12 protein-coding genes and 4 pseudogenes are annotated in these 13,155 nt (G+C 67.3%); 8 read left to right on the forward strand and 8 right to left on the reverse strand.

The features are described from left to right. Nucleotides 1-380: 380 nt before the first annotated feature. Entirely contained in the window at nt 381-1,130 is a 750-nt protein-coding gene (locus BJ965_RS38420; RefSeq protein WP_184916487.1) for a hypothetical protein, read from the forward strand. Continuing rightward, nucleotides 1,118-1,408 (forward strand): hypothetical protein, encoded by a 291-nt coding sequence (locus tag BJ965_RS38425; RefSeq protein ID WP_184916490.1) that lies wholly within the window; start codon nt 1,118-1,120, stop codon nt 1,406-1,408. Before BJ965_RS38420 ends, BJ965_RS38425 begins: the two co-directional genes overlap by 13 nt. 66 nt (nt 1,409-1,474) lie before the next feature. Here the strand turns inward: BJ965_RS38425 and BJ965_RS39755 are convergent, their stop codons facing one another. Beyond that, entirely contained in the window at nt 1,475-1,735 is a 261-nt protein-coding gene (locus BJ965_RS39755; RefSeq protein ID WP_246546268.1) for a hypothetical protein, read from the reverse strand. Between BJ965_RS39755 and BJ965_RS39760 the strand changes: the two genes are divergently transcribed. Beyond that, complete coding sequence (locus BJ965_RS39760; protein WP_246546269.1) at nt 1,734-2,162, forward strand: hypothetical protein; 429 nt, start codon at nt 1,734-1,736, stop codon at nt 2,160-2,162. The two genes, BJ965_RS39755 and BJ965_RS39760, sit on opposite strands and share 2 nt — an antisense overlap. Before the next feature lie 26 nt (nt 2,163-2,188). Here BJ965_RS39760 and BJ965_RS40575 read toward each other — a convergent pair. Further along, a pseudogene (locus BJ965_RS40575) lies at nt 2,189-2,425 on the reverse strand (AbiJ-related protein); the annotation flags it as partial. 178 nt (nt 2,426-2,603) lie between these two features. On the opposite strand from BJ965_RS40575, the gene BJ965_RS38435 reads away from it, so the two are divergent. Next, nucleotides 2,604-3,053: a hypothetical protein gene (locus BJ965_RS38435; RefSeq protein ID WP_184916496.1), complete on the forward strand. Its 450-nt coding sequence runs from the start codon at nt 2,604-2,606 to the stop codon at nt 3,051-3,053. Nucleotides 3,054-3,319: 266 nt separating this feature from the next. Here the strand turns inward: BJ965_RS38435 and BJ965_RS39765 are convergent, their stop codons facing one another. Further along, nucleotides 3,320-3,595, reverse strand: a complete 276-nt coding sequence (locus BJ965_RS39765) for a hypothetical protein (RefSeq protein WP_246546270.1) — start codon at nt 3,593-3,595, stop codon at nt 3,320-3,322. Nucleotides 3,596-4,244: 649 nt separating this feature from the next. Here BJ965_RS39765 and BJ965_RS38445 point away from each other — a divergent pair. The 4 genes and pseudogenes from BJ965_RS38445 to BJ965_RS38460 form a co-directional block, all read left to right on the forward strand. Next, nucleotides 4,245-6,119, forward strand: a complete 1,875-nt coding sequence (locus BJ965_RS38445; RefSeq protein ID WP_184916499.1) for a polymorphic toxin-type HINT domain-containing protein — start codon at nt 4,245-4,247, stop codon at nt 6,117-6,119. An 8-nt stretch (nt 6,120-6,127) separates the two neighbouring features. Then, complete coding sequence (locus BJ965_RS38450) at nt 6,128-6,460, forward strand: hypothetical protein (RefSeq protein ID WP_184916502.1); 333 nt, start codon at nt 6,128-6,130, stop codon at nt 6,458-6,460. A 29-nt stretch (nt 6,461-6,489) separates the two neighbouring features. Beyond that, a pseudogene (locus BJ965_RS38455) lies at nt 6,490-6,894 on the forward strand (ATP-binding protein). 127 nt (nt 6,895-7,021) lie between these two features. Further along, nucleotides 7,022-7,378, forward strand: a pseudogene (locus BJ965_RS38460) (leucine zipper domain-containing protein); the annotation flags it as partial. An 882-nt stretch (nt 7,379-8,260) separates the two neighbouring features. Here BJ965_RS38460 and BJ965_RS38470 read toward each other — a convergent pair. The 5 genes and pseudogenes from BJ965_RS38470 to BJ965_RS38490 form a co-directional block, all read right to left on the reverse strand. Then, the gene (locus BJ965_RS38470) at nt 8,261-9,070 is read right to left on the reverse strand and encodes a hypothetical protein (protein ID WP_184916506.1); all 810 of its coding nucleotides are present in this window, start codon (nt 9,068-9,070) and stop codon (nt 8,261-8,263) included. Nucleotides 9,071-9,384: 314 nt separating this feature from the next. Beyond that, nucleotides 9,385-9,831, reverse strand: a pseudogene (locus BJ965_RS38475) (helix-turn-helix domain-containing protein); the annotation flags it as partial. Between the two features lie 70 nt (nt 9,832-9,901). Continuing rightward, nucleotides 9,902-10,825, reverse strand: a complete 924-nt coding sequence (locus tag BJ965_RS38480) for a thioesterase II family protein (protein WP_184916510.1) — start codon at nt 10,823-10,825, stop codon at nt 9,902-9,904. Nucleotides 10,826-11,020: 195 nt separating this feature from the next. Next, entirely contained in the window at nt 11,021-12,232 is a 1,212-nt protein-coding gene (locus BJ965_RS38485; protein WP_184916515.1) for a cytochrome P450, read from the reverse strand. A gap of 29 nt (nt 12,233-12,261) precedes the next feature. Further along, a complete protein-coding gene (locus tag BJ965_RS38490; protein WP_184916518.1) occupies nt 12,262-13,101 on the reverse strand; it encodes a phytanoyl-CoA dioxygenase family protein in 840 nt (279 codons plus the stop codon). Between the last annotated feature and the right edge of the window lie 54 nt (nt 13,102-13,155).

The following is a 13,155-nucleotide window of genomic DNA, read 5'->3' on the forward strand; positions in this document are numbered from 1 at the left end:
CGCCGAACGGGCAAATCAGTGTCTTGCGTTGCTCGTGCTGGAGTCGGCGCCGCGTCGGTGGGTGGCGAGGATTCGTGTGGAAACCGCGCGAGATTGTTCGGTCGTCGTCCAGTCTGTTGTGTCGCATGAATCGCCCCCCTTCGTCATCTTCGGTCACCGGACGATGACGGATGCCCTGTGCAGGCAGGATCGAGGCAAAGCACCTGTCGGAGGGGGAAACAGCGGTGTCGGGTCACGACAGCACCGACGGGGACGCGGTGCGGGGACGGCGCTCCCTGCGTGTACGCGGGAGTGCGGGCGTACGCCGTGCAGGTCGGGGCGCGGCCTCGGCGGCGGCCCGCTCCAGGGCGTCACTGAGGAGTAACGGCTTTATCGGTGGCATGGCGGTTGGTCTGGTCTTCCTGCTGATTTCGCCGTTGCAGAGTTACGTGCAGGAGGCAGCTTCCCCCCTCCTCCATACCAGCGCGCAAGCGTCATGGGATCCGGATCTGGATGGCGCGACGTGGGTCTTCGACAGCAACCTGAAGCCCGATCGGGTCCGCAAGATCAAGTCTCTCGACTTTCTCGACGTTGAGGGGGCAGAGCACCTTGCACGTTCCTTTGGGGGTGTGCGCGTCAGTGAGAGTGGCTTCTCTCTTCGTATCCGTCTGGTGCTGCGCGGTGCCAGGGGGGAGCCGACTCTGATCGAAGGCATGAAGGCGGATAGCGTCGAGTGCGTTCCTGCTCCGACCGCCGGGATCATGCAGCATGGTCTGGAGGGCGGAGGAGAGATCCAGTCGCTTGCTGTCGACCTGGATCACGGAAAGCATGACGCGAAGGCTGTCCTCAAAGACGGTTCCCTCGACCCCAGGCCCTATTTCTCGAAGAACTTCTACGAACTCGGCGAGGGCGAATCGGTCGTGTATGAAGTCCTGGCCCTGACCCGACGCCAGTGCCGGTGGAGGCTGGCCGTCCAGGTGAGATCGGGAGAAACGACGGGGACCGTCCACGTGGATGACGTCGGTGCGCCATTCCTGGCCAGCAGCGTGGTCTGGGATCGCAGTGGACAGAACCTGGGGCCCTACCGGACCTGTCTCGTGTCCGACAACGAGACTGGATACATCGACCGTGGGGCCGGTTGTCGTCAGTGACGGGCGAGCAACTCGACAGGCTCCGCCCGATCGCCTCGTACGACACGGAGACCCAGACGTGGCATGCCCGTCTCGGTGCGCTCGACCTGGCCGGCGTGCAGATGCTGCAGGCACTCTTCGACGCCGCACGCGTCCACGGCACCGCGGTGTGCCTGACGCCTGTGGCGGTTCCGGCCTACTGGGACGGTCCCGTCTTCACACGGGGCCCGGACGTGGCCGCTCAGCTGGAGGCGCAGACCGATCGGGGCCGGCCACTCGGCCAGTTGCCTCTGGCCTGAGGAGCCCGGCAGTATCGGTCTGGCGCGCTGGCCTGTGCGGAGCATCCTGCACCGACTCCGAGGGCGTCAGTTGCTCACCTTGAAGCGGCGGAACATGTCCGGGAGGAACTGCCGCAGAAGGGCCTGGGCGGCATCGAGATGCCGCAGTTCGTCGTGGCCGAAGCGGAACACTTCGTACCCCCTGAGCTTGAGATCTCGGTCAGCGGCGACCATGTCCGCGTACTTGCCCGTATCCGGCGTGCGGCCGCGGTCGCGGGTGTAGTGCTGGGATCCGTCGACCTCCAGGACGACGCGCTGTCCGTGAGGCAGCAGCAGGAGAAAATCCATGCGGGAGCGCAGCAACGCCTCGGGACCGCGCTCCTTGACGGTCCTGTGGGTCCCAGTGCAGCCACACTTCGGGCAGGAGAGCCGGGTCCCCAGAGGAGGGGCCGAGGATCTGGTGGTAGGCGATGAAGAGGTTCTTCTGGCCCTCCGAGTTGTCCGGCAGGCTCTTGAGGAGTCGTTGGTACAGGGCTCCTCTGGCCTCGGTCTCACTGCTGATCTCCCGGCCGTCCTGCCACCAGGCGTGCAGATCACGCCAGCGCAGGCCCTCGATGGGGACCTCACGGTCGTAGACGAGGGTGTCGTCCGGGTTGCCTCCGACGATCTCGATGTCGTTGTCCACCGAGGACCGGAAGCGGATGTCGGGCTTGGTGAGCGAGGCAAAGATGATGTTCTTCGGCCGCCGGGTGCCACCACGGTGAACACGGGATAGCCGCCATCGTTGCCGGTCACTCTCAACTCAACCCCGGAAGTCCGGAGATGATCGTTGATGGTGCCGACGGTTTTCTCCTGGAGGTGCTCGTCAAGGAGGACGTCCGCTGATACCAGGCCTTCAAGGAAGCGGGCGAGCCGGGCGTCCCCGGCCTCGAACACCCCGAGGTTGTCGAAAAGGTCTTCAGTGGACCAGTCCCCGGGGTTGCGGAAGACGTGCCGCTCGATGCGATCTCTCAGTGTCACCGGACGCGTTCCGTTCACCAGCAGGCCCTCCAGCTCCTCGAAGGAGAGGCCCGAGTCCTCGGCTATCCAGAATCGGTCAAGCAGCCGCAGGAACCGGTCGTGGTGCTGGACCAGCTCCGACAGCTCGAGGCACCGGCAGGCCCCTCACGCCCCGCGGCGCGAGGGGCCTGCCGCCGTGAGAGAGAAAGCAACGCCCATGCCAGAGATCCCGCCGGTGAACGAGTACACCGGAATGGCCACACTGAACCACGCCTTCTACGTCGTGGACATGGGAGAACCCGAGGGCATCGCCCTGCCCTCCATGACCTCCGACACCCGCATCACCGCCACGAACAGCAACAGCTGCCTGACTATCACCGCAGGGTCGAGCGAGTGGGAGCCGGTCAAGATCAGCTTCCTCGTCTACGACGAGGAGCCCGATCCGCTGCCGGGGCAATGGAGGCACACCGAGACCTTCACCTGCACCGCCACCGACACCCCGGCCAGTTTCACGACGGGAACCGATCCCGACGACATGTTCCAGGACCCGCCGCCGGATGACCTGTTCAACAGGCCCGGGCTCGAGCCGCCCTTCCACTGGAAGGGCCGCCTCCTCACCGCTGCCCACGAGGTAGAGGAACACGTCCTCCAGTTCTGGCCCGTATAGGGCACCGAGGCCGGCCTTTTCACAGCTTGGCCCGGCAGAGTCGGATCCAGGCGACCGCTGGGAGCGAGTGCGCGGGATCCGTTGTGGCGTACGTACCGGGCGACGATTTCCAGGCCCTCGAGGAAGGCGGCGTCTGGCGGGGTGGTGTCGGCCATGGAGTGGGTGAGCTCGTGGAACCAGTGCCACGCTGCGCGGGTCTCGCCGAGTGCCAGGTGGTGCAGGTGCAGACAGCAGGCGGCCGCCCGGCTGCCGGCGCCGGCAGCGAGCTACCACCAGAACTGGACGGATTCCTGGTGACCTGTCAGGTACAGCAGGCAGGCGAAGACGAGCGCGCCGTCGAGGTCCATCTGGCCTTCGGTCAGCGGTCCGCGGCCCGGCCCGTCGGCGATCTTGTCGACGTGGGCGGCGGCGTCCGGCTCGTTCCGCAGCCGCCGGCACACCACCTCCAGGCGCTGCCCGGCCTGGGCGGCGCGGGCGGGTCTCCACGGCCGGTGTACGGCGGGAGAGGTCGGCGGCCAGCCGCCGCAGGGCGGCGGCGACATCGAAGCGCTTGGTGCTAGGGACGGGGATCTGCGCTTCGCCGTTGCTGCATGGCGGTCCTCGGCGAGCGGGTGGGTATACCCGATCATGAGAGCCCTACCGTGGCCCGTGGCATTACCTCTATGCGGTGATCTTGCTTCGCGCGGGTTTTTCCGGGCGGCCGGCGATATTCGGGCCACCGGGGCGAGGGTGGATCCGCCGTCCGCTCTCCGTACCCGTGAACGTCGTGATCGTCCGTGCGGCAGCGACGACGACGCGCCTCCGGGAGAGGGCGGCGGCCGGCACCGTGAGCGCGCCACGGCCCTGGAGTCCCGCCGTTGAGGGGGGCGACGGACAGCCGTCGTCTCGGTGATCGGGGGCGGCGACGGGCAGGACCGACGATGTCGCCGCGCTCAACCGGCAGGCCCCGTCGGGCATTTCCCGCCGGTAGCCGCGCGACGGCCCGCAACGGCATCGGACCGGGCGGACCCCTGGCTCGGCGCCCCGTCGCCGCCGGTGGCGAGGGCCGGGCCGCAAGCCGTTTGAGGGGATGCGTTAAGGTGCTCCGGACCATATGGCTACGCGCCAGTAACAAGACGGCTCTCCCTACCGAGAGCGTCACGGGGAGCAGGGGCCGGCCGGGGGACCCGCCGGGCCCTGACCAAGGAAGTCATGTACAACAATCTCAGATCGAGGCTCGCGACGTTCATCGTCGCGTTGTCCGTCCTCTTCGCAGGATCCATGGGCAGTGCCGCAGCGGCCACGTCCGCCAGCGACAACAGCGTGGAACGGTTGGCGACCATCGTCGCCAAGGTGCGTCAGTACGCGAACTGTGACGGCCTGCCACTGCTGGAACGGCCCCGCTGCTACAAGGAGTTCGCGGGAAACGCCGTGAAACTGGGCATCGGAGTGGGTCTGTTCCTGTTCATCACACAGGACGCCATGAAGGACCACGGTGCCGGCTTCGCTGCGCTGGACAAGGACCTGAAGGCGCTGCACGCACTCAAGCCGCAGGACCTGCTGGACCCGGCCAAGGAACCCGACCCGCAAAAACAGTTGAAGCTGCTGGAACAGGCGGTCAAGACCCTCCAGAGCGCCAAACCGCACTTGGACAAGGTCGGCAAGAACCTCGGCAGGGCGACCGACCTGCTGGGGACGCAGAGCGACTCGCTCCTCGCCGTCACCATCCTCACCATCGCGCTGGGCGACTACTACCCGGACTACACACCACCCAAGTACCCCGCGGCCAAGCCCATCTTCGACTTCGAGAAGGACCTCGCCGAGCTCAACGCGGCCTTCGACCAGATGAACGAAGGCTTCGCCCAGATGGACCGCGGACTGCGGACCATGAACGAGGGCGTCGCGGAGGTCAACAAGGGCCTGGCACAGGCGAACAAGGGCATCTCCAAGGCCAACAAGGGCATGAAGGAGATGAACGCGGGCATCGCACAGGCGAACCAGGGCGTCAAGGAGGCGAACAAGCACGTACCCGGGATCAAGAAGGGCGCGCAGAAGTTGCGCGAGATACCGGACATCGACTTCGACTTCTCCCACATCGGTGACACCTGGGGCACCGGATCCTCGGGCCTGGACGACGCCGAGCAGCAGCGCCGGATGTCCCTCCTGCTGGACCTGTTGCCGGGCATCGGCGACGGCAAGGGCGTCGTCGAGGCCGTCGTCGGCAAGGACCTGGCCACCGGTGACAAGCTCAGCGCCAAGGAGCGGGCGCTGGGCGGCCTCTCCGTATTGCACTGGCTCAGGGCCGGCGGCAAGCTTCTGACGGCAGAGGACGTCAAGAAGGCTCGCAAGGGCGAGGGAGCCGTCCCCTGCAACAGCTTCCCGGCCGGCACCCCCGTACTGATGGCGGACGGCACGCACCTGCCCATCGAGCGGGTGCGCGTGGGCGATGAGGTGCTCGCCACCGACCCGGAGAGCGGGCGCACACAGTCCGAGCCCGTCACGGCCCTCATCACCGGTCACGGCGACAAGGAACTCGTCACGGCCGAGGCGCGCACGGACGACGGCACCTCCTCGGTCACCGCGACCGAAGGGCACCCCTTCTGGATCGAGGACCTCGGGGTGTGGGGCACCGCGGGCGACCTGCGGCCGGGCATGTGGCTGCGCACGAGCGCGGGGACGCACGTACCGGTCAGCGCGGTGTCCGCGTGGACGGCGCAGGACCGGACGGTCCACAACCTCACCGTCGCGGACCTGCACACGTACTACGTGGTAGCGGGCACCACCCCGCTGCTCGTCCACAACGCCAACGGCTGCGGCGTGTGGAAGTCGGAGTTCGACGCCCTCCCGAAGGGCAAGCAGTCACACGTCCGTGAGATGTCCAGCGTCGCCGACATGCGCAAGGCGTTCGAGAAGTGGACCGCTGGCGCGGAGCGCCTGCCCGCACGCGGGCCCAAGATCCCCGAGGTGTACAAGCTGGCGGACGGCACGGTCATCCAGTGGCGTACTTCGTCGAGGTCCGGCGGGGAGACGATCGACATCTTCCCCGTCGGGGGGAAGGGCATGAAGGTACACCTTCCCGATGAATAGGAGTCCGGATGAATAGGGACGTCATCGTGCGTGAGCTCCTCGTGGAGGGGCTCGGCGACTGGGTACCCGTGGACAGGCTGATCGGGCTCGCACGCGAAGCGGCCGAGCGGTCGCGGAGCGACTTCAGGGCCGTCGCGATCGAGGTCCTCACCCATCTGGTGCGGGACGGCTTCATGATCGTCGGAGAGCTCAGCGATGGCGGCTTCGAGGCGTGGCCCGGAAGCGCCGACGAGGTCCTGGAAAGAGCCGTGGCCGCGCTGGACGGTGTCCACTGGGCACCGGCCGGGGGCGGTTGCTGGCTCATGAACACCCCGAAGGGAGACCGTACGGCTGCGGCATGATCGCGGCGGCCTGGGAGCCCGGGTGAACCATGGTGCCCTTCGCCACCGGCCGGTGGCGAAGGGCACCGCGCGTTGACTTCCTCACCCGCGTCCAGGCCGAGCCCGGCCTGCCGGTGTCCGCGTGCGATGGAACTGACCCAGCTGGTGGTCAGCGAGCTGGTCACAACGCCCGCAAGTACGCCCCAGGGCCGGTGCTGATGGAGCTGCGCGTCGCCGGGGACCTGGTGGAAGTGGTCGTGTGGGACAGCGACCCCGTCCTGCCGGTGGCCCGGGCCGCCGACGCGGGCCGAGTCGGGCAGCATGGCCTGGAGATCGTCATGGCCATCGCGCAGGGTTTCGAGGTCCAGCGGGAGCCGGTCGGTAAACGCATCACCGCCCGCATCGCCCTGCCCGACGACCTGGGCGGGGACGTCACCGGACGCCGCCCTCAGTAGCAGGGCAGCGCTCCCGCCGGCGCTAGTTGTATTGATCACGAGCGTTGTTAACACTGGCCGGGCTTGATCATGGCGAAGACCTCCGGTGTGGTGGAGCTGTCTAGGACTGCACCGCACGGAGGTCTTCGTGTCCCACCGTAATGCCCGGCTGACCGTTCACGGCAGGCGGCTGCTTGTCGAACGTGTCCGCACCGGACGTCCCGTCGCGCATGTCGCCGCCGAGATGGGCATCTCCCGTGTCACCGCTCACAAGTGGATGCGCCGCTGGCGGACCGAAGGCGAGCAAGGACTGCACGGCCGATCCAGCCGTCCGCGCACGACACCGCACCGCACGCCGGGGGCGATCGAGGCCCGCGTGTGCCGTCTTCGGCAGGACCGCAAGCTGGGCCCGGCCTGCATCGGACCGATCCTGGGCCTGCACGCCTCGACCGTGCACCGCGTCCTGATTCGTCACAGCCTGAACCGCCTGTCCTTCCTGGACCGGCATGGTGTCGAGGAACTCGTAGCGCGCCCACCGCCGGGCCTGCGTGGGGTCGGGCCATGTCCACCCCGGCGGGAGGTTGTAGTCGTACGCCCCGTCCGGGCCGAACGCGGCCTCCTCGACCAGGTCCTCCCGCTGTCCCACCGGCACCGACTCCAGATGGGCCCGGTCGACGATCAGGACCTCCATGCATACGCCCATGCGGTCAGCATACGAACCGGCTGGCCACCGGCTTGGAGGTGTCTCGAGCAACGCCGCTCCGCGACGTGCCTCGTGCCCTCTCACGTCGGCCTGACCAGCGCGCTGGGGCGGTGCCCCTGTCTCTTTGGTCAAGGTCGTGGGCCAGGATGGCGGCATGGCGACCTGGTTCCGTACCTACTACGAGGACGAAGATCTGTGGCCGTATTTTGAGGCCGATGCCGAGGGCTGGGACGGCGGCGCGACACGTTGAGGTCCGGGGGCGGGACTCGCGACCGGTGACGGCAGCCTCTCTGGAAGAAGTTCTGCACTTGCATGATCATGCCGATCTCGCAGCGATGGGCCGCTATGAACGGTAGTACGGAGTTCTCGCTGAAGACCCCGTGGACGGCTGGCGGAACCAGCCGCAGGCGGCCGAGATCTCAGCGGAGGAGTTCGAGCGGCTGTGGGCTGAAGCACGGCGGCCTCTCGGCAATTCAGCCTGACCTGGCGGTCTGGGTTCGGGCGGTTGTACAGGTAGAAGCAACCGAGAGTTCTGTCGCCTCCTTCGTTCTGCTTTCCGTTGATCATGCGCCGGTTGAAGCCGCCGCCACCGGGCTTTGCGCCCTGCCACCTTTGTCGTCGCACAGGCCCGCGATCGCTCCGCCGGTCATGAGCAAGCTGCCGCGTCGCAGCAGCGTGATGGTCTCAGTACGCCCCGAAGGACCAGAAGACGCCTACCTCTTCCTCGTTCACCGCGATCACGCCCAGGTCTTCGAATATGTCGAGGCCGGCGATGTACTCGCAGGTGTGGAAGCAGTGGGACGTGGTGTTCTGGAGGCCCGACGCGAGAAAGTCCGGGGCCGGATCGGATGCGGCGGCCGTCGCGTTGGTCCAGTAGCGCGCACCGGGCCCGTACCGCTCGAGCAGGCACCGGGCATCCGCCAACAGGGTGTCCCGGTCCGGGCGGAAGCGGACGGGGGCCGGCTCCGCCTGCCATTCCTCGGCCATGATGGCCAGCGCGGTGACCGCCGACTTTGCCTCCAGGGGGTACAGGTGGGCCGGAAGATTCGCTGGGTCCAGCGGGGCGAAGGGGTGGGCGGGCACCGTCCGGCGCGCGGGGTTGGCGCGGTCCCGGTCCAGCCGGACCCAGCCGCGGGGATCGGTGACCGTCCGGTGAAACACGGCGTGGACGTCGTGCGCCCAGGCCTCGCGCCGTCGAGGGCCGGTTGACACGAAGGTGTACGTGTCGTACAGCAGCCGCAGCGCCGCCGCGTTCCAGGGGCTGCGACGGGAGCGGAACTCTGCGAGCAGGCCGCCGACTTCACGGGAGAAGGCGTCCTTCGGCTCGCGCGGCACGCTCCGGAGCCGGTCCAGGGTCCAATGGACGAGCTCGCCCCCTTCTCCCGCCGCGAGGCTGAACGGATCCGGCGAAAGCGCGTCGCCCGTCGCGTCCCACAGCGCCTCCAGATGGGCGTCCAGCAAGTCCAGGGCCCTCTGATCGGCAGATGCAAGCATCCCGCCACTGTGACAAATCCGCTAACGATCACTAGATGGATGATGCGCTGACCTGGGAATTTAGTGATCGTTTCAGGATTTTTTGCTGTGGTGTGGAGCAGCTCTGAGCTGGGTTTCAGGGGGAGCTTCGGGATCCGGAGAGGATCTGAGGTGCAGGTTTAGTGATCGTCTCGGAATGTAGTGATCGGTATGGGATTTTGCTATGACTGCGTGGTCCGGATAGCTGCTGCCGTAGCAGGCAACGTTTGCCCGGTAACCGCCTGGGGCGTCAGCTCTGAGGGGTGCGCTCGCGTCGGCGCTGCGGAGCAGATGCACAGGCCCTCATGGCTGATGTCGTCGAGCATCCCCTCTGCGACCAGGAAGTCCGCCAGTTTAGTCAGGCTCCAAGTCGAAAAAGGCAGGTCGTGTTCGGGCGGCTTGGACTTCGCGATCTTCTTGATCTCGCGGCTCTCGGGCAGGGTGAAGGTCTTGGGCTGGCCGCCCTTGTACTTCGGATACAGCGAGTCGAGGCCGTCGGCGTTGAATTGTGGAATCACATCCCGGATCCGCTCCGCGCTGGTGAAGGTGACCTCGGCGATCTTCGCCACCGGCATGCCCTGGGCGGACAGCACGACCATCTGGGCATACCGCCAGGTCACTACCGACCCGGTTCCCCGGCGGATGATCCGAAGCAGCCGCCTGTCTTCGTCATCGCCGATGTCGCGTACACGTACTCGTTCGGCCGTTCGGACAGGGTGGCGGCCACGCGCCGCCCGGCACAGCACTGGGACAGCGCGTCACATCACAACAGGTCAAACTGCCTGCTGCGGCAGTAGGTAACTACGCATGCCTTCAGACTCCACCGTCCGTAGCGGCGGTCCGAGCGGTTGTGGATCTGGTCGAACCCTTGCGGGAGTCCGCGCGATCGGACCTGGACGTGGAGCAGGCGCGCTGTCCAGCGTTCCGTTCCGGCAGCACTGAGGCGATGAGGTCGGCGAGGTACGGCAGGTGATCGTCGAGGAAGAAGTGGCCCCCTGCCAACAAGTGAAAGGAGAAAGCAGCCCGTGTTTCGCTCTCCCAGGCCCGTCCGCCCTCGACTGTGACACCTGGGTCTTTGTCACCGGCCAGGACCGTCACAGGGCAGTCGAGCCGGGGCGCGCTCCGGTAGACGTAGTTGTCCACGATCCGGTAGTCGGCGCGTACTGGCGGAAGGAAGAGGGGCAGGAAGTCGGGGGAGGACAGCAGTTCGCCGGCCGTCCCGGACAATTGTTTTATCTTTTCGATGAGTTCGGCGTCGGACATCTCGCTCACTGGCTTCCTCCTCACGGGCCACTGCGGTAGCGAGGGGCCGCGCCGACCGGAGACGAACAGGGCGGCCGGCGCTCGTCCCTCGGCCGCCAGGCGTCGCGCGGTCTCGAATGCCAAGAGCGCGCCCATGCTATGCCCGAACAGGATCGTCGGCGTTCCATCGACAGGCGCCGGAAGCGCGGCGAGCACGGCTGCGGCCACCTCCTCGGCTCGCTCGGCAAATGGCTCTCCGAGCCGCTCCTGGCGGCCTGGGTACTGCACGATTAGCGGCTCTATGTTGCCGGCGACGGCGGCCGAGAGCGCGTGGTAGACGCTGGCCGAACCTCCTGCGTGTGGAAAGCAGAGCAGACGGCTTCCAGCGTTGGGTGCGGGATGGAAGCGACGTATCCAGTCGCCCACGAGTGCGTCCTCCCTTTTGGTCTCGCGGTTTGTGTAGGGCGGCGTGATCGAGGCCCGCTCCGCCGACATCGATCAGCATGTCGGAGAAGGATCCGCCTTGCTGATCCATTTCGCGAACCGCTGCTGGAGTGAGGGCGGGCTCTCCCGCAGCCGCTTGACCGGGACCGGAAGATAAGTCTGGTGATAGGGCTACGGGGGTCGGCGTCGCTCCCGCCATCAACATTTGTCAAGTTGGGCAAGGCGGCAGCGGCGGTGGCGTTCCTGTCACGTTGAGGTCAAGGAGACGGGCAGTTGTTCAGGGCCATTGACTACGATGGAGCTCAGCAGGGTCGGCTCGCCGTCAAGCTCGACGTTGATTGACTGAGCAAGCAACTCGTTGTAGAGGTGACGTAGTTCGACGCGAGCGAGCATGCTGCCGACGCAGAAGTGCTCCCCGAAGCCCAGTGCCAGGTGGCGGTTGGGGCTGCGGCGGATGTCAAAGCGGTCGGGATCGGGGAATACCGACTTGTCGCGGTTGGCTGAGGGCAGCCAGAGCGTAACGCGGTCGTTGGCGGCTATGTGTCGTCCGTGGATCTCCACCGACCTCGTCGCGGTGCGCATGATGTGCGTCGCGGTCGAGGTCCAGCGCAGCACCTCCTCGACCGCGGAGGGCAACAGGGCTGGATCATCTCTGAGGGCATGCCACTGGCCGGGGTGGTGCAAGAACGCCAGCATGCCCCCGGACGCGGCGATGCGAGTGTTCTCGGTACCGCCGACGAGAAGGTTGTCGCAGTTGAGGATCACGTCGTCCGGGGTCAGGGGCTCGCCGTCGATCTCGGCTGTTGCGAGGACGCTCACCAGGTCGTCCGTGGGGTTCTTCGCCTTGTCCGCCCGCAGGGCGTCGAAGTACCCGAGGATGTCCAGGTGCGCGAGGCGCTGCGTCAGTGGGTCGCTGGCCCCGAAAGCGTCGCTGGTCAGAGTGAACAGCCGTTCCCAGTCGGCGCTGGGGATCCCCATCATCTTGCAGATCACATAGAGCGGGACGCGGGCGGCGATGTCCGTGACGAAGTCGCAGGTGCCCCGTTCGAGGGCCTCGCCCACCACACGATGCGCCACCTCCTGGATGTCCTTCTCGATGGCGCGCACCGACCGGACCGAGAACCACTCGTCTACGAGTCCGCGCAGCTGCTTGTGGCGAGGCGGGTCGGTCAGCGCGAGGGTGCGCCCGCCGCCGGGGTCGGCGCCGTGGCTGTCGGGGCGTAGCAGAATGCCCTGGGCGGAGCTGAACGTGGTTGCGTCCCGGTAGGCGGTACGGACGTCGTCGTACGTCGTCAGGGCCCAGAAGCCGGGGAGGTCGGTCGGCTCGTGCCAGTACACGGGCGCGTGGGCGCGGAGCCAGCGCCACTGGATGAACGGGTCGCCCGTCGCGTAGAGGTCCGGGTCCACGAGGTTGATCTGCGGCTGCTGCTCGGCTGGTCGGATCGGTTCGGTCGCCATGCGGATGTCTCGCAATTCTGCTCGGCGCTTCAGTACGACACCAAGTCGAGGCGCTCGTCGGCGCGGTGCTCCACCGGTGTGGTGTCCCGGGAGACCAGGAAGGTGGGGCGGGTGGGGCGCGCGGGGGAGTTGGCGACGGCGTTGTACGTGATGAGTAGCAGCGCCCGGCGGTCTGCCGACAGGTTGTTGGACGAGGAGTGGACGATGCTCGGGTGGAAGACCTGGACGGAGCCGCGCGGCCCCGTGAAAACCTTGCGGCCGCTCTCGTCGGCCAGGGCCTGCGCCCGGTCGTCGTTCACGGTATAGGCGAGGTCGGCCGACACATGCGAGCGCCAGTCGGACTCCGCGCCGTCCGTGCGGCCCTCGGGAAGGTCGAGCAGACCCAGCCGGTGCGAGCCCGGTATGGCGGTGAGCGGTCCGTTGCCCGCGTGGACATCGTCCAGGGAGACGGCGATGTTGACGGCGTCGGGGCTCGGCATGCCGTCCTCCTCGTGCCAGAACGCGAAGTCCTGGTGCCACGGCCAGGCCGCCCCCTCGTGCGCCTGCTTGAGGTTGACCTTGAACTGGTAGACGTAGACGGGCCCGCCGGTGAGCTCCTCGGCGAGTTCCACCAGCCGGGGCAGGCGGACGAGGGCCGCACACACCTCGTCGAAGGCGTGGCAGCCGTGGATGGCACGAACCGTGCCGCTGTCCTTCTCGTGCACGACCTCGGGCCGCTGCTCACGGCTGATGGAGAGCACGCGCTCCCGCAGCAGCGCGACGGCGTCGTCGCTGAAGCGGAACGGCGGCTCGCACCAGCCGTCCTTCTCATAGGCGGACTTGAGGTCGGCGAGCGAGGTGACGGCAGTGTCTGCCGCGGTGCTGGCCATGGACACGAATCTCCTGGGTGACAGAGGGAAGGGGCGCGGGCCGTGCGGGGCCGG

Source organism: Streptomyces luteogriseus (genome assembly GCF_014205055.1).
Lineage (GTDB): Bacteria > Actinomycetota > Actinomycetes > Streptomycetales > Streptomycetaceae > Streptomyces > Streptomyces luteogriseus.